This window comes from Mesorhizobium sp. M0571, assembly GCF_040320985.1.
Lineage (GTDB): Bacteria > Pseudomonadota > Alphaproteobacteria > Rhizobiales > Rhizobiaceae > Mesorhizobium.
Genome location: NZ_JAMYQT010000015.1, coordinates 155,330 through 171,658, shown reverse-complemented (window position 1 = coordinate 171,658; position 16,329 = coordinate 155,330). Strand labels below are relative to the sequence as shown.

The 16,329-nt window shown below is 62.5% G+C and carries 13 protein-coding genes and 1 pseudogene; 6 read left to right on the top strand and 8 right to left on the bottom strand.

Annotated features, from left to right (window positions below; translation table 11 throughout):
* Positions 1-97: 97 nt before the first annotated feature.
* The 6 genes and pseudogenes from NKI85_RS19505 to NKI85_RS19480 all read right to left on the bottom strand — a co-directional run.
* A pseudogene (locus NKI85_RS19505) lies at positions 98-417 on the bottom strand (class I SAM-dependent methyltransferase); the annotation flags it as partial.
* 161 nt (positions 418-578) lie between these two features.
* Positions 579-1,577, bottom strand: coding sequence for a DUF930 domain-containing protein (locus NKI85_RS19500; RefSeq protein ID WP_352777504.1), 999 nt, complete (start codon positions 1,575-1,577; stop codon positions 579-581).
* Between the two features lie 141 nt (positions 1,578-1,718).
* Entirely contained in the window at positions 1,719-2,468 is a 750-nt protein-coding gene (locus tag NKI85_RS19495) for a glucose 1-dehydrogenase (protein WP_352523960.1), read from the bottom strand.
* A gap of 48 nt (positions 2,469-2,516) precedes the next feature.
* On the bottom strand, positions 2,517-3,521 hold the full coding sequence (locus tag NKI85_RS19490) for a sugar-binding protein (RefSeq protein ID WP_352523962.1): 1,005 nt from the start codon (positions 3,519-3,521) through the stop codon (positions 2,517-2,519).
* A 51-nt stretch (positions 3,522-3,572) separates the two neighbouring features.
* Positions 3,573-4,634, bottom strand: a complete 1,062-nt coding sequence (locus NKI85_RS19485; RefSeq protein ID WP_352523964.1) for an ABC transporter permease — start codon at positions 4,632-4,634, stop codon at positions 3,573-3,575.
* Positions 4,635-4,689: 55 nt separating this feature from the next.
* Positions 4,690-5,430, bottom strand: coding sequence for an ATP-binding cassette domain-containing protein (locus tag NKI85_RS19480; protein WP_352523965.1), 741 nt, complete (start codon positions 5,428-5,430; stop codon positions 4,690-4,692).
* 541 nt (positions 5,431-5,971) lie between these two features.
* Between NKI85_RS19480 and NKI85_RS19475 the strand changes: the two genes are divergently transcribed.
* Entirely contained in the window at positions 5,972-7,390 is a 1,419-nt protein-coding gene (locus NKI85_RS19475) for a coiled-coil domain-containing protein (RefSeq protein ID WP_352523966.1), read from the top strand.
* 134 nt (positions 7,391-7,524) lie between these two features.
* Positions 7,525-9,099 (top strand): serine hydrolase, encoded by a 1,575-nt coding sequence (locus tag NKI85_RS19470; protein WP_352777498.1) that lies wholly within the window; start codon positions 7,525-7,527, stop codon positions 9,097-9,099.
* Between the two features lie 27 nt (positions 9,100-9,126).
* On the opposite strand, the gene NKI85_RS19465 is transcribed toward NKI85_RS19470, so the two are convergent.
* A complete protein-coding gene (locus NKI85_RS19465; protein ID WP_352777495.1) occupies positions 9,127-10,062 on the bottom strand; it encodes a hypothetical protein in 936 nt (311 codons plus the stop codon).
* Between the two features lie 287 nt (positions 10,063-10,349).
* Between NKI85_RS19465 and NKI85_RS19460 the strand changes: the two genes are divergently transcribed.
* Positions 10,350-10,790 carry a lipid-binding SYLF domain-containing protein gene (locus NKI85_RS19460; protein WP_352523970.1) on the top strand — a complete coding sequence of 147 codons (441 nt, stop codon included), beginning with the start codon at positions 10,350-10,352 and terminating at the stop codon, positions 10,788-10,790.
* A 221-nt stretch (positions 10,791-11,011) separates the two neighbouring features.
* Here NKI85_RS19460 and NKI85_RS19455 read toward each other — a convergent pair whose 3' ends face one another.
* On the bottom strand, positions 11,012-11,635 hold the full coding sequence (locus NKI85_RS19455; protein ID WP_352523972.1) for a TetR/AcrR family transcriptional regulator: 624 nt from the start codon (positions 11,633-11,635) through the stop codon (positions 11,012-11,014).
* An 815-nt stretch (positions 11,636-12,450) separates the two neighbouring features.
* On the opposite strand from NKI85_RS19455, the gene NKI85_RS19450 reads away from it, so the two are divergent.
* Genes NKI85_RS19450 through NKI85_RS19440 form a run of 3 tightly spaced genes read left to right on the top strand, consistent with a single transcriptional unit; the run spans position 12,451 to position 16,234 of the window.
* On the top strand, positions 12,451-12,936 hold the full coding sequence (locus tag NKI85_RS19450; RefSeq protein ID WP_352777493.1) for a (2Fe-2S)-binding protein: 486 nt from the start codon (positions 12,451-12,453) through the stop codon (positions 12,934-12,936).
* Entirely contained in the window at positions 12,933-13,916 is a 984-nt protein-coding gene (locus tag NKI85_RS19445) for an FAD binding domain-containing protein (protein ID WP_352523976.1), read from the top strand. Before NKI85_RS19450 ends, NKI85_RS19445 begins: the two co-directional genes overlap by 4 nt.
* Complete coding sequence (locus NKI85_RS19440; RefSeq protein WP_352523978.1) at positions 13,913-16,234, top strand: xanthine dehydrogenase family protein molybdopterin-binding subunit; 2,322 nt, start codon at positions 13,913-13,915, stop codon at positions 16,232-16,234. The genes NKI85_RS19445 and NKI85_RS19440 overlap by 4 nt, the downstream gene beginning before the upstream one ends.
* The last annotated feature ends 95 nt before the right edge of the window (positions 16,235-16,329 follow it).

The window sequence follows — 16,329 nt, the reverse complement described above, 5'->3', positions numbered from 1 at the left end:
GTGCATCGGACCCCGTTCCTGAATCTGGTAACTCTTTGTCACAAAAGAAGTTTCTCAGATTCTTGGGGCCGATGCACCCCTTACCTTGAGATATTCAGGCTAGGGCACGGTCGAACGCGCCATCCTCAAAGTGCAGGGCGCAGGCATCCGCCTGACGGATTTTTATCCGCGGATCGGTGTTGCGCCGGATTGCCTCCTCGACGAAAACGGCCGAAAAGTCGATCGCCGCGACCTCACCGAGGTCAGCGGCCTTGACGAGCGCGAAGGTCAGACTGCCGGTGCCGCATCCGACGTCGAGGATCTTTCGCCGTCGGCAAGCCCCACGAAGTCGATGAACAGCGGCGCGAGTCTTTGGCTCCAGCGGCCCATGAGCTGCTCATAGCCGGCAGCATGGTGAACATTGAAACTTGAAGTCATCGAACCCTCCCTTAGCATAAGCTAAACCTCGACACAGCGATTGCCAAGGCGGGCGAGCATTCGTCCCACCTTGGGGCGGCCGTTGGCGAAAGCTAACTTACGGATGCCGGGTTGCTTCGCGGATTGATGTCCCCGCGTCGGCCTCGATTAGCCTCAGCTAGTTATTCGGCCGGCAGCCCGCGACGTTTCAATTCGCTGCGCGGCACCGGATCTCCGACACGGAAGCCGAAGGAAATGACTTTCGTCGCGTCCGGATCGACCTCGCAACGAAAGCTCAGGTCGTACCACTGCCCGTTGACGGGAAAGGGTGCACTGGCGACGTTAAGGACCGTGCCCTCCTTCAACCGATACTTGGGAATGCTGTCAAAAAAATAGGGGGGCGAGGCGTGGAGCAACTGCCCGCCGAGTTCCGTGGCGCAGAGCTGCCCGACCCGTTCGCCGCGCGGCAAAGCAGCCATTGCGATTGTCGCTATCGGATCACCGGTTGCTGCTTCCGAGAACAACGTCTTGGCTTGCTGAAGCTTCAAGAGCTTTTGCCCTTTGGTGACGTCCGCTGGCTTCGGCTTAGCCGGCGCGGATGCGCCAGGCGACGGAGCCGGGTCTTTATCGTCGACCGCGGTCACGTCCGGCGCCTGTGCAAGGTCCTGTTTATTGGGATCTTGCGGCGCCGTCGGTTGTTGCGAACCATCCTCCGCACTGTTGCCGTCCAGAGACTTGCGAGGACCGGCGTCCTTCTCGCGGAATTGGAAGACAGGCCTCTGAGGTGCATTCCGGGCAGCATCTTTGCTCGTCGGCGCCGGCGTCTTTGCTTCCCGCGGCTTTTCGGGCTTGGGCGGTTCCGCGAGGGGCGGAGGTTCGACCTTGGCCTTCTCCGATGGTTTGGGTGGCGGCACCAGATCCACCCCGATGGCCTGCTCCTTCTGCGGCTGCGAGGGCGATACCGGCAGTGCGGATAAAAGAAGCGCGGCGGCGAGCAAATGCAGGACAAGGGAGGCAGGCAAGGCCCACCTGAATACCCGGCGCTGATCCCATATGTCGTCCTTCATCGTAACCGGTGTGTGGAATGAAATATTGGCGGCATCAAGCATCCATGCGGTCAAACTTCGAAATAGCGCGCTGCGAATCGAACCGTCGGTGGCTGTCGAACGGCGCTCGTTCAAACGCGTGGCGCCGGCCTCATGCACGCAGGGGACTGGGCCACGGCAGCAGATTCAGCAGCTCGTCGTTTCACGCGGCCAGCAGGCACGCCCTGCCTGCACAGTTGTCGCCCGGTTGAAATTTCCTGAAAGGCGGTTCGCCGGTCACAAGGAAACCGATAGCCCACCGTCAACGGCCAGCACATGTCCGTTGACGTAGGCGGCAGCGTCGGAGGCGAGAAACACCACGGCCCCGCCGAGTTCCTCAGGCTGGGCCCAGCGGCCTGCGGGGGTTCGTGCCTCTACCCATTTGGTAAAGGCCTCGTCGTTTGTAAGTGCGGTATTGAGCTCGGTAGCGAAATAGCCGGGGGCGATCGCGTTGATGGTGATGCCGTGACGGCCCATCTCAGCGGCAGTGGAGCGTGTCAGTCCATGCAGGCCCGCCTTTGCCGCCACATAGGCGTGAATGGTGGGACGGCCAAGGATCGCTGCAACCGATCCGGTGTTTATTATACGCCCGAATTTGTTTGGCAGCATTAGCCGCACCGCGTCGCGCATCATGCGGAAGCATGCCGAAAGATTGACGGCAATCACACGGTCGAAATCCTCGTCCTCCCATTCGGTCAACTGTCTCCGATGCTGGATGCCAGCGTTGTTGACCAGAATATCGAGGCGGCCGTGGCGTTCGACGATTCCTTCGAGCGACGCTCTTGAGATCGCAGCGTCTGTGACATCGAACGGCAGCGCTTCGGCACCTATGCTTTCGGCCGCTGCGGAGAGGGCGCCCATGTCGCGGGCATTGACGATCACCGTCGCGCCGTTTTCCGCAAGTGCCTTGGCCATGGCGAAGCCGAGACCACGCGAAGCACCCGTGACCAATGCGACACGGCCCTTGAGCGAGAACAATTCCGACATTGAGATACTCTTGTGAAAAGGGCGGGAGTTTCCTCCCGCCCGAAAGCACTATTTGGCGACGCAGGTATCCGCTGTCTCCGGAGTGCAAACGTCGAGGCCCGTGTAGGTCGGGTCGGCCGGTGGAGCCTTGCCGTCCTTCATGTCCTTTAGCGCCATCATCGTCTTATAGCCCATCTCGAACGGCCGCTGGCCGACCTGGCCAAGGGAGAAACCTTCCTTCATCTGGTCGATCTGAACGGGAAGCGTGTCGGCGACGACGAGGGCGAGGGCTTTCGAGGCGATCTTGTCCTTGTACGGTCCGACCGCGGCGCGGTTGGCATCGGGGATGAATTGCGGGAAGCCGCCGGTCGGGATGAACGCGTCGAGGTTCGGGTTTTTCGCCATGATGTCCTCGAACTGCTGCACCGAAAGCGGAAAATCATCGTTGGTGTAGAGCGGACAGCCTTCGATTTCAGTCCAACCGTTCTGGCCCGTCAGTCGGTCCCCGGGCGAGGCTGCCGATTTGGTGCCCGAAAGCGTATCGCGAATGCCCTGCATGCGTTCATTGTGGTTGGCCGCCGCCGCGCCGCCCGACTGGATGCAGATCGTGCCGCCTTTGGGCTTGATCTGCATGGCAAGCTTGGCAAGGTTCACGCCGATCTCATAATTGTGCGTGCCGATATAGGCGACGCGAAGATCTTTGTTCTCGGGAAGGAGATCGGAATCCCAGGTGAGGACCGGGATGCCGGCTTCCTTGGCGGCCTGCAGCGCAACCGCCATCGCCGCGGCGTTCGATGGCGATACGGCGATGCCGTCCACCTTCTTGGCCACGAGATCCTGCACGATCTGTACCTGCTCGTCGCCGCCGCCATGCTCGCCGGGGCCAATATACATGCACTCCACGGCGCCATTGGATTCGGCTTCGGCCTTCTTGCAGCCATCGCGTGCCTGGTCGAAGAAAGGATTGTTCATGTTCTTCGGCACCAGGGCGAAGGTGTATTTCGCCTGGGCGCCGGAAACGGCGAGCACCATTGCGCCAAGCGCCACGGCGGCCGTCAGCAGATGTTTTTTCATGTGACGTTCTCCTCCTGAGTGTGATCCCGCCGGCCTCCCGCCGGCGGGTTTCTAGCGGCGTTTTTTGGGCATCAAGACTGCCAGCGACGCGGCGAGAATCGATTTGCCGCCGGTTTGCATGCCCAAAAGAACCGCAAGAACGATGAAGGCGCCGACAAAGGCACCCTGCCAATTTGAATCGATGCCGGCCATCAGCAGCGCATTCCTGATCACCTCGAGGAACGCCGAACCGATGATCGCACCGAAGGCCGTGCCGGCGCCGCCCATGAGGCTGGCGCCGCCAATGACTGTCGCGGCGATCACGCGCAGCTCATAGCCTTGGCCCATGGCATTGATGGCCGAGCCGTTGTAGCCGAGGAGCAGGAGCGAGGCGAGCGAGGCAGTGAAAGCCGAGAAGAGATAGGCCTGGAATTTAATCCAATTGACCGGAACGCCGGTGAGCCGTGCCGCCTCCTCATTTCCGCCGATGGCGAAGAGATGCCGAGCCCAGGCAGTAAAATTGAACACGAAGCCGACAATCAGGGCCAGGATCACCATGGTCCAGAACTGCGATGACAGTTCTGGTATCCAGTGCGGTGCCCAATCCTCGGGTCCATGCCGCGGCCATTTCGCCTGACCGATCGCCTTCACGATTGGAGCATCGGGCCCGAACTGGTAGAGCATCTGGTTGGCCGAGAATACCACCGCCAGCGAGCGCGCGACGGACAGCATTCCGAGGGTGACCACAAAGGACGGCATTCCGACATAGGCGACAAAGAATCCGTTGACCGCGCCGCAGGCCAGACCGGAGAAAAGGCCCATGGCGAAGGCGACGTACCAGGGATAATGCCAAGTGAGGAACAGACCGGCGACGATGACCACCAGGCCCATGATCGAGCCGACCGACAGATCGATGCCACCGGTGATGATCACGATCGTCATGCCGAGGGCCATGATGCCGAAAGGTGCGAAGTTGCGCGTCACATTGGCGACGTTTTCGGAGGTGCCGAAGCTCGGTTCCATGGCTGTCATCAAAATGACGAGAGCGATGAGCGCGATCGTCACCCAGAAGGGCTGACTCGAAAACACACGTTGGAGAGCCGTCTGTTCCTTGGTCGAGACGAAGTCCGACATGGCCGGCCGGCCGGTTTCCCCGACTGACTCCCTAACACTAACTGACTCCCGAGCACTATTCGCCACGGATAGCCCCCGTTATCAGTCCGGTGATTTCCTCGGGCGAGGTGTTGCCGGCGTCCTTGTCAGCCACCTTCGAGCCTCGCCTGAGCACGATGATACGATCTGCGACGGCGAAAACGTCAGGCATTCGGTGGCTGATCAACATGACGCCAACTCCTTGCGCCTTGAGGCGTCGGATCAATTCGAGTACTTCCGCCACCTGGCGTACGGAAATGGCAGCCGTCGGTTCATCCATCAACACCAGCTTGGCGTTCGAAAGCCGGGTCCGCGCGATGGCGACCGCTTGGCGCTGCCCACCCGACATCTTCCTGACAAGGTCGCGCGGCCGGGTTTCTGACTTGAGTTCCTTGAACAGCGCTGCCGAGCGGTCGATCATTGCCTGCTTGTCAAGAATCCTGATCGGCCAGAAGCCTTTCTTGATCTCGCGGCCCAGAAAGACGTTCTGCGCGGCCGTCAAATTATCGGCGAGCGCCAGGTCCTGATAAACGACTTCGATCCCCTTGGCGCGGGCCTGGACGGGTTGGTGGAAGTGGCAAACCTCGCCGTCCACGACAATTTCGCCGTCGCTCGGCGGAAAATTCCCGGCCACGGTCTTGACTATCGTCGACTTGCCGGCGCCGTTATCCCCCATCAGACCCACGACTTCGCCTCGCTCCACCTGGAAGCTGACGTCGGTCAGGGCCTGGATAGCTCCGAAATTCTTGGAAACGTTGCGAACCTCAAGCACCGGCATCGCGGTCCTCCCGGGACAACATTTGTCGATTTTGTCCCTGGTTTATGCAGAGCAGCTAATCAGTGAAACGTATTCAACACAATCATTTATTGGATCAGGCTTTCCGGCAGTGACACGCGTCGTATGAGGCCGTGACTTGGTAGCTGCCGCGGACGACCGAGGCTGCCGGTGCGTCGTTACAACCATCGCCAGGCAATCGCCAGGCATTCGTCAGGCTTGCGCTGCTTCATATCCGTTTCGCGCCGTTTCGGGTGAAACGGAGGTTAGCATTTTGCCAGCGGTGCCAACGGTTCAGGTGCGGAGCGCGGCAGAACACGGCCTTGCGTCATTCAAACACACGAGGACAGTAGCCAAGCCTCTCCCTAGCGTGGCGTCGGCCTCCTGCGCGCAGGAGACCGGACCACGGCAGCGGGGCCAACAGTCCGTCATTTCACGCGGCCAGCGCGCACGGGCAGGGGGATAAACCCGTATTCGGGGGAGGCGAGGATCAAGTGTTGAAAGTTCGCTCACTAACGGCGCTGCACGAGAGGGATATTCGGTCATGAATTTCAAAGGTTTGATCAAGCGTGCCGAGACTGTGGAGAGAGCGTTCAAGGAGCTCGAAACCGATTTGGCGGATGCGTTTAGCGAATGTCTCAACGTGGACGATCAGTCGCCGTTGAACAACCTCACTGTGTCGGATGAGAATCTCGCGGCAATGGATGACAGCTCGCAACTCGAGGACAATGCGGACGCTTTCGAGACCGCGCGACGGTTGACTCCCCATACGCAAACCCGGCTGGCTGCACTAAGTGCGGTCGATGGGCTCTTTCACGACGCGCAGGAATATCTGGGGGAAATCAATGCGAAACTGTCGGAGATCGCGACCTCGCATCATCTGACAGGCGAATTCCTGAAGCTCCTCCACGGCGACATTCTTCGCGCCAACGAAATGGAGCTGGCAAATACCAGCCTGACCGCGCAACAAAGAGTGCTGTCCGAACAGCTCCACGACGCAACCAGAAAGCAACGCGAGCGCGACAGCGCTATCGAGGCCCTGCAGCAGCACGAGGCGAGCCTGGTCGAGGACAAGGAAGCACTTCGCGGTGCGCTGGCTGCAGCCAGGCTGGAACTCGTCGTGGCAGGCAATGCGAGCGCAAAACGCGAAGCCGAGTTCGGCGAGCTTGTCAAAACGCTCTCGGCCAGAGCGGTCGAGGCCAACAGACGCTCGCGCGAGAACGAGACGCTGCGGGAGAAACATGTCAGCCTGTCGATCGACCTCGACAAGGCGCAAAAACGGGAGGCTGAGGCGCGGCACAGGCTGGACGAACTCTCGACTGTCCATGCCAATGACGCCGCGCAAGTCTCGGAACTGCTGGCCGCGCTTGGCAAGAGCGAGAAAGAGGAAATGCGGCTGCAGAAATCGCTCGATATGGCGCAGACGAAGCTGTCGGAAATGACGGAAGCGGCCCGCATCAGGGACGGTGACAGGGAAGCCGAGCTTGCACGCGGTGTCGCGGAGATGACCGGCTTGCGTTCTGAAATCGAGGATCTTCGATCGCGACTGGAGCTTGCCTCGAACCACAACAGCGAAGCCGTCACCGAGATCGCCAGGCTCAAGGCTCAAGCGAGCGACGCGGTAGCCGAAAAGCAAATTGCCGAGGAAAAATTGTCTGCTCTCATGAAGGAGAGCGAACACGACAAGATGAACCTTTCCGCGGTCAGCGCGAATTTTTCGCAGCTTTCCCTGCAGCAGGCATCCGAACAGATACAGTTCGACGTCCAGCGGCAGGAATGCGAGGATCTGCGAGCCGAAGTCGCGTCCCTTCAAGCCCGGGTCAAGGAACTGTTGCCCTATGAGCGGCTCCACAAGGTCACCAACGCCAGACCGCGTGAAGACGGCGTGGTCGAGATCACCGCTACGGTGGCGGAGAAGGCCCGCGCCAGCAGGCGGCGCCTTCGCCTGCGCGCTGCATCGTAGCTCAGGCGCGGCCGTTTAAATTTCGACTGGTGTGAATCGGACATTCATTGATGGAGGCGGATCGTTCGTGAGGGCTGGCCTCCCCTGCGTCAGGCTGCAATAGTGTATGCGGGCGACATGGAGGAGGCTGGAGCATGCGGCTGGATCGGAATCTGCATCGTTGGAGGATGTTGGCCTTCATCATCGTCATGGTGCTTTCGCCGAAAGCGGCGTCGGCCGATACCATCCCACCCGACAGGATCGCCGCGGCCCTTGCGAAGCTCGAATTACTCGCCGAAGGCGCCGTCGCGGATGGTGCCGTACCCGGTCTCGCCATCGGGGTCGTGCATGGCGATGAGGTGATCTTCCTCAAGGGGTTCGGGCATCGCGAGGCCGGCAAGCCGGGGGCCGTCGATGCCGACACGGTGTTCCAGATCGCCTCCCTCTCCAAACCGGTCTCCGCCACCGTCGTGGCGGCGCTGGTCAGCGAGGGAATTGCTTCGTGGGATTCGAAGATCGCCGACCTCGATCCGGCCTTCAGGCTCGCCGCGCCCTATCCGACCAGCGAACTCACCGTCCGCGATCTGTTCGCGCACCGCAGCGGACTTCCCGGCACCGCGGGCGACGACCTCGAGGACATTGGCTATGATCGTGCGGAGATCCTGCGTCGCCTGCGGTTCGTGCCGCCGTCATCGAGCTTTCGTGCCGGCTATTCCTACAGTAATTTCGGACTGACCGAGGGTGCAGTCGCTGCCGCGAAGCCGACGGGCAAGCCGTGGGAAGAGGTCGCCGAAGAGAAGCTCTACCGTCCGCTTGGAATGGCCTCGACCAGCTCGCGTCATTCGGACTTCATCAAGCACGCGAATCGCGCCGAGCTCCACGCCAAAATCGATGGCGCCTGGGCAGCGAAGGTCCAGCGCTATCCGGATGCGCAGGCGCCAGCAGGCGGCGTCAGCTCCACCGCACGCGATCTCTCGCAATGGATGCGCCTTGTGCTCGGCAACGGCATCTACGCCGGCCAGACGCTCATTAAGGCCGATGCGCTGGACCAGATGCATGTTCCTCTGACGGCTCGCGGCAAGAACCCCGTCTCCCGAGGCGAGGCCTTCTACGGCCTCGGCTGGAATGTCGAATTCGGCCGGCACGGGCTGATCTGGGGTCATGCGGGCGCCTTCAGCGCCGGCGCACGCAGCCTGGTGATGCTCTTCCCCGAGGAGAAGCTTGGCATCGTCGTCATCGCCAACGCCTTTCCGACAGGCGTGCCGGAGGGGCTGTCCGACAGCTTCGCCGATCTCGTCTTCGACGGAACGCTGGGCAAGGATAAGGTAAAGGCATGGAATGATATCTATGCAGGCATGTTCGGCCCGGTGGTTGCGGCGGCCAAGGCCACCTATGCCGCGCCGCCCTCTCCGGCAAGTCCGCCCTCTCCGGCAAGTCCGGCCGGGCCGGCCAGTGCCTATGCAGGCCGTTACTTCAACGACTTCATCGGCGATGCGGTTGTGTCGGGCGAAGGAGACGCTCTTGTCCTTAAGGTCGGGCCCGCCGGTGCGCGGTCCTATTCATTGAAGCATTTCGACCGCGACCTCTTCGTGACTTTCCCTGATGCCGAGACGCCGGACAGGCCCTCGGCCGTAAGCTTTGCAGTCGGCCCAGACGGCGAGGCGTCAACCATGACCATCGACTTTCTCGACGACAATCATCTCGGCACGCTGCAGCGCGTGGGAGACTAGCCACCGGCGGGCGGGGCCTTTGCCTGTTCAGGACGCCGGGCCGAACTGGACCAATTTGAAGCAATCGCCGCTGCCCGAGGTCGCCTGCGTCAGCAGGGGTTTTGACCGATCGATCCACTCCTGGTGCGACCTGGCGTCGGCTTCGATCTCATTGGCCGGTGCAAGCTTGACGAAGCCGCGCCCCTTGCTGAAAAGCCAGCACGCGCGGCCGAGAAACCGCCTGCTGCGCTGGCGCAGGAGGTCGGCATCATAAAAGATGTCGAGCACCTCCTGCTTGATCTTCCGCTCCTTTTCGGGATTGGCGATCGCAACCTCGATCGGCTCGCCGCCGATCGCATCCTGCAGGTCCTTGTAGTCCAGAGCGATCTGAGTGGTGGCATATTTGATGTCGCTCTCGTCCCGGACGATGTTGAACCATAGCGTGGTGTTGATCTCGTTGACGACGAACGATGCTTCGAAATCGCGTGACAAATTCAGGATATCGAACCCCTGAACATCGACGTCGCGCTCGACCAGAAGGATCTGGGCGACCTGCTTGGCGACCTCTGTACCGTGGGCGCTGACGGCGGCATTGTTGCCGCCGAGTTCCGGACTGACATAGGCGCCGCCATCATCCAGCAGCGCATCGAATTCGCCGAGGGCCTCCACGACGGCGCTGCCGCGGGCAATACGCGCCGCCAGTTTGGCGAGAACCTGCTGGAGTTCCGTTTCGCGTTTGCGCTGGTCCTGATAATTCTGCTGGAAAAAGAAGATGAACAGGGACACGCCAATCCCGATCATGATCACGCCAAGCTGCGAAAAGATGTTGCGATAATATTCCAGCAGCTTTTCACGATGGCGCACGTCGTCGCGCACACTGTGCGCCACGCGAAGATTGACGATCAGCGAAAGGACCAGGAGCCCCGCACCGACCAGGATCAGGCCGCCGATGAGGAGGTAGCCATGGCCCGAGCTCAAATCCATTCTTTTGCCGCGCTCCCAAAACCCCAGACAGCGCAGACTAATACCATTCCTCTTCAACACCTACGTTTTCGTAGGAACGGCGGCGACAGGTCCCCACTATTCGGCCACTGTTCTCACAGCCAAGACTATGCTCGCCATCCGCCTCGTTGCGTGGCGGTCTTCTCGCAGCCGGATTCAGGCCGCGTGTTTGGAACCAATGACGGGCGAGACTGTTCAGCTATGACTTTGATACGACGCTGACGTGCCCGGCCAGCTGGGCATGCGGCGATCTTAAGGAGTCTCTCACCATGAAGATTTCGTCCAGATTTCGTTCAGTCGCGGTTGCCGTCATCGCCGCCGCGGGAGTTAGCTTTGCCAGCGTCGCACATGCTGACAGCGGTACGATCCGCTTCGCCATCTACAAGGCGGCCTTCTTCATCGGTGGCGCCGGAGGCGAGGGCACGCTGACCTTCCATGGTCACCGATATCCCATCTCGGTCGGTGGCATCTCGGGCGGCCTCGCCTTCGGTGCCTCCAAGACCTATTTCAAAGGTACGGTGCGCCACATACGCCGCGCCCGGGATGTGACGGGGGTGTACGGTGCAGCGGGCGGTGGCGGCGCGCTCGGCAAAGGGGCTCAGGTGATCGTCATGACCAATGACAAGGGTGCCCAGCTTGAACTCACAGGCAGGCAGGTAGGCCTGCAAATCAACGCCGATCTCAGTGGTATGAGCATCACGGTGAAGTAAGGGAGTGCCGTTCGACCGCAGAGTCGAGCGCCCTGCTTTACCGGGGCCAGGGATACAGGCGCGACCCTGTCACCGGCTTTCGTTATGCCGGCCTCATGGAAGCTTTTCTCGGACATTTTGACCCTGGCGTATCCGAGCAACGCTCGCAGCATCCACGGTCCCATCCAGTTTGTGGCGCGCATACAATGTCCGCTTTCAGGAGGCGGCAAAGCTGATCGCCTTCACCCATCACCCTTCGCCGCCCCAAACCGCAGCCCATCCATCAGCAGCGATACCAGCCGACGCGAGCGGTCGCGCCAGTCCTTGGTGTCGGGGGCCGAATAGATGCCGCCCAGCGCATGCAGCACGTCGGAGGCATCGACGTCGCTGCGGATCGAGCCGTGGGCGACCGCGGCATCGATCAGCCGCCGCAAGGCGAGCGTCACCCTGCCCGAAACGTCGGAGAACAGGGTGGAGTTGGTCGTGAGCAGGATGCGCAGGCTTGTCGACAGCCCGCGCTTGGTGGCGATGTAGTCGACGAAGCGCTGCATCCATTGTTCGAGCGCCACGTCGGGCGGATGATCGAGGGCGAACTCGTCGGCCGCCTGGCACAGCCCTTCCACTTCGCGCCGATAAACCACCTCGACCAGATGCTCGCGGGTTGGGAAATGCCGGTAGAGCGTGCCGATGCCGACGCCGGCCTGACGCGCAATCTCCTCCAGCGAGGCGTCAACGCCATGTGCGGCAAAGGCCTTCGCGGCGACCTCGACCAGCGCGTCGCGGTTGCGCTGCGCGTCGGCGCGCAGCGGTTTTGCAGCGGCGGCTTCGGCCTTGTCTCCAGGTGCGACGGGCGGCTCTGCGGCCAATTTTTTCTCCAGTGTTGATCCGAGGCGAAACAGGGCAGGCCCCGTTTCAACAACGGAGACGCCTCCACCTTCGTTACGTCTCCGACAAATATAATCACAAGTAAATATAGTCACAGAATCGAGTCTGGGCCGGCGTTCCGGCAAGCGAGGTATCTTGCCCGTCTCCGGTGGACGACCGGTGGAGGACGACGGAGAATATGTCCTCGCGGCCGGCACTCCTCATCTGTTCGGCCGATGCCTCCAAGCAAAAATGAGCCGACATTGAGCACGATCCCCTCAGGATCATTGGACTGTCCTGCCCCTACAGACAGTCCAGGAGCACCACCGGCTTCGGCCGGTGGTGCTTTGCCAGCCCCTTCGGCGCCCCAATGGTCCGCTCGTTGCTCTGCTCGGCACCGCCGACGTTCTGGTTTGAATGGCGCGGCTGAATTCGAAGTCGCTGTCGGCGCGCAAGCGGTTGCCGCGGCGGCTTCCGCCTTGTCTCCAAGCATCGCGGCTGGCTGCCCTGCCACTTTTTCTCCAACATCGATCAATTTCGATCCGGGGCTTGAACAGGGCAGGGCAGGCTCCTAGCTAACAAACGGAGGTGCCTCCGATTTGTGGAGCGCCTTCATCATATAATCGGGGGAACCGGTATGTCACGTCTTTCGACTCCGCAAGCCGCATCCCGAGATTAGCGAGGCCCGCAAGGGAGGGAGATTGGCCGTCACCCCCGCCTTCGCCCGTTCACACTTAGCCATAAGCTGACCTTGCCGCTCGCCGGCCGGGCACCGGATCATCCCCTCCCGCGTCAAGCAACTGGAGCCAGACGCCCCATGACAAGCAAAACCCGAACTCCAATCCAACTTCAAATCAACGGACATCGACATGAACTGGAGGTCGAGCCACGCGTGACGCTGCTCGACGCCTTGCGCGATCATCTCGGCCTGACCGGCACCAAGAAGGGCTGCGACCAGGGCCAATGCGGCGCCTGCACCCTGCATGTCGACGGCCAGCGGGTGCTCGCCTGCCTGACGCTTGCCGCGCAGGTCGAAGGCAGGGCGGTGACCACAATCGAAGGGCTTGCCGGGGAGGATGGCATGCTGAATGCGGTGCAGGCCGCCTTCCTCGAACAGGATGCATTCCAGTGCGGCTATTGCACGCCGGGCCAGATCATGTCGGCGGTCGCCTGCATCCGCGAAGGCCATGCCGGCTCCGACGAGGAGATCCGCGAATACATGGCCGGCAATCTCTGCCGCTGCGGCGCCTATCCGCACATCGTCGCCGCCGTGCGCCAGGCGGCCGTGGAGGCCGCATCATGAGGGACTTTTCGTATCTCCGGGCCGGATCCGTCGACGCGGCCCGTCAGGCAGCAGCACTTCCGGGCGCCATGCTCCTGGCCGGCGGCACCACGCTGATCGATCTCGCCAAATGCGGCGTCATCGAACCCGACACTGTGGTCGACATCACCCATCTCAAGGGACTGGATACGATTGCCGTCGATGACCGGGGCGCCACGATCGGCGCGCTGGCCAGGATGAGCCGCGTCGCCGACCATGCCGATATCAAGAGCCGGTTCCCCGCAGTCTCGGAAGCTTTGTGGCAGGCCGCATCAGCGCAGCTGCGCAACATGGCGACGATCGGCGGCAATTTGATGCAGCGTACACGCTGCCCCTATTTCCGCGATCCCTCGAATTTCCCGGCCTGCAACAAGCGCTCGCCCGGCAGCGGCTGCTCGGCGATCGGCGGCGTCACCCGCAGCCATGCCGTGCTCGGCACCAGCGAGGCCTGCATCGCCACCTATCCCGGCGACCTGGCCGTTGCACTCGTCGCCTTCGACGCAATCGTCCATCTCGGCGACCGCCAGGTCGCCGTCGATGATTTTTTCCTCCTGCCGGGCAGCACGCCCGAAAGGGAACATGCGATCGAGCCCGGCGAGATGATCACCGCGATCAGCATTCCCGCTTCGGCCGCCGCCCGCCGTTCGACCTATCTCAAGGTCCGCGACCGCCAGTCCTATGAATTCGCCGCGGCAAGTGCTGCCGTTGGTATCGAATTCGAGGCCGACGGAAGGACGATCCGTGGTCTGCGCGTCGCACTCGGCGGCGTCGCCACCAAGCCATGGCGCGCCCGCGCCGTCGAAGAGGCGCTGAAAGGCAAGGTGCTCGAGCCGGAGGTCGTCAGGCAAGCCAGCCTGCTCGCCGTCGAGGGCGCCGTCGACCATGGCGCCAACCACTACAAGATCGAACTGGCGCCGCGCGTCGTCGCACGCGCCATCCTCAAAATGGGAGAAACGGCATGACCGTTCACGAGTTGAGAACAAGGCCCGGTGAGTCCAAACGCGGCGACGCTTCGGACGGCGCCGTCCTCGCGGATCAGGTCGGCGGCCGGCTGTCGCGCATCGACGGACCGGCCAAGATCACCGGTGCCGCCAAATACGCCGTCGAGCAGCAGCTCGAGGGGCTGACCCACGCGGTGCTGGTCCAGAGCACGATTGCCGCCGGCCGGGTGCGGTCGATCGACACGGCAGCGGCCGAGGCGGCGCCCGGCGTGCTTCTGGTGCTGACGCCCGACAATTTCCTGCCGCTGAAAACCGCAACGGACTGGTTGGGCACGCCGCCGCCGGACGTTACCTACTGCCCGCTGGCGCGCGACGTCACCTTCAGCGGCCAGCATGTCGCGGCGGTCATCGCCGAGAGTTTTGAGCAGGCGGTCGCCGCCGCGGCGCTGGTCAAGATCGCCTATGACGAGGCGCCGGCGATCGTCGACCTCAGCGATCCGAAAGCCGGCGACGGCATCCCGGTCGATGCGATGACCAAGGAATGGGGCGAGGCGGAGACAGCGTTCGCCGCGGCTCCGGTCAGGATCTGCAATGCCTACAACACGCCGCGCGAATACCAGGCGCCGATGGAGCCGCATGGCCTGATCGCAAAGTGGCAGGGCGACCAACTCACGGTCTGGGAGCCGAGCCAATGGCTCGACGGCATGGCGCGGACGTATGCCGAATGGTTTGGCGTGCCGTTCGAGAATGTGCGCCTGGTCTCGCCCTATATTGGCGGCGGCTTCGGCTCCAAGGCGTTCGCCTACGGCTACGGCGCGGTAGCGGCGGTGGCCGCGAAAATGCTGGGACAGCCGGTGAAGCTGGCGGTCAGCAGACCGCAGACCTTCACCGCCTATGGCGGACGGGCGGCGACGCGCCAGACGGTGGCGCTCGGCGCCAACGCAGACGGTCAGATCCAGTCGATCGTGCATCGCGGTGTCAACGAGACCTCGGTCGACGGCATGTGGGTCGAGCCGCTCGGCTCGGTCACCTCGGTCATGTACGCGACGCCGAATTTCTCGTCGCGGCAGAACGTCGTGCGGGTCAACACGGTGGTGCCGGGGGCGTTGCGCGCGCCGGGCGAGAACCCGAGCGCCTTCGGCATCGAAAGCGCGATCGACGAGCTCGCCTACGAGGTCGGCATCGATCCACTGGAAATCCGGCTCAGGAACTATGCCGAGCAGGATCCGGAGGCGAAGAAGCCGTGGTCGACACGGCAGCTGCGCGAGGCCTTCGCGGCCGGTGCGGAAGCCTTCGGTTGGTCGAAGCGCACCCCTGAGCCGCGCTCGATGCGCGACGGCAACCAGCTGATCGGCTGGGGCGTTGCCGCTGGCACCTATCCGGTGCGGCGCGCCTATGGCGAAGCGGTCGTGCGCATCCTGGCCGACGGCTCGGTCGAGGTCGAAAGCTCGTCGATCGACATGGGGCAGGGCACCTATACGATCCTGGCGCAGACCGCCGCCGAAGTGCTGGGCGTGCCGGCGGACAATGTCGTCGTCAAGCTGGGTGACTCCCGCTATGCCCGCGCCGGCGTCACCGGCGGTTCGCGGCTGGCCGGGGTGATGACCGGCGCCGTGCACAAGGCGGCGACTGCCGCGCTCGACCAGCTTGTTGGGCTCGCCATCAGCGATCCAAATTCGCCGTTCCAGGCGCTGCAGGCCAACACGCTTGTCGTCGCCGGCGGCCGCATTTCCTCACCGCGCGGCGACGGCCCTGAAGTTTCCATCGCGGAACTGCTCAGGAGCATCGGACGCGAGCATATCGAGGCGAAGGGCGACACCATGCCGGCCAATTCGACGGTCGAGGACCGCTACAAGAACTACACCACCATTGCCATGGCGCTGCCGCATACCGAAGGCGACTATTCGCGCCACAGCTGGTGCGCGCATTTCATCGAGGTGCGCGTCGACGAAGATTTCGGCACGGTTCGGGTATCGCGCGTGGTGTCGGCGCTGGATTCGGGCCGGCTCTACAATCCCAAGCTCGCCGAAAGCCAGTGGAAGGGCGGCATCATCATGGGCATCGGCCAGGCGCTGCTCGAGGAAGGCATGGTCGACCGCCGGCATGGCCGCATCGTCAACAACAACCTCGCCGACTATCTCATCGCCACCAATGCCGACATTCCAGACATCGAGGTGATCTCGGTCGGTATTCCCGACCCGCATTCCTCGGTTCTTGGCGGCAAGGGGGTCGGCGAACTGGGCATCGTCGGCGTTGCGCCGGCGATCGCCAACGCAGTGTTCCACGCTACTGGGAAAAGGGTGCGAGATTTGCCGATCACGCTGGAGAAGCTGATTTAGGGGCAGACCGTGAGGCTGCCAATCTCCCCCCTCGTGGGGGAGATGCCCGGCAGGGCAGAGGGGGGGCGTGAAGGATCGCCAGCGTTCAGTTCAAC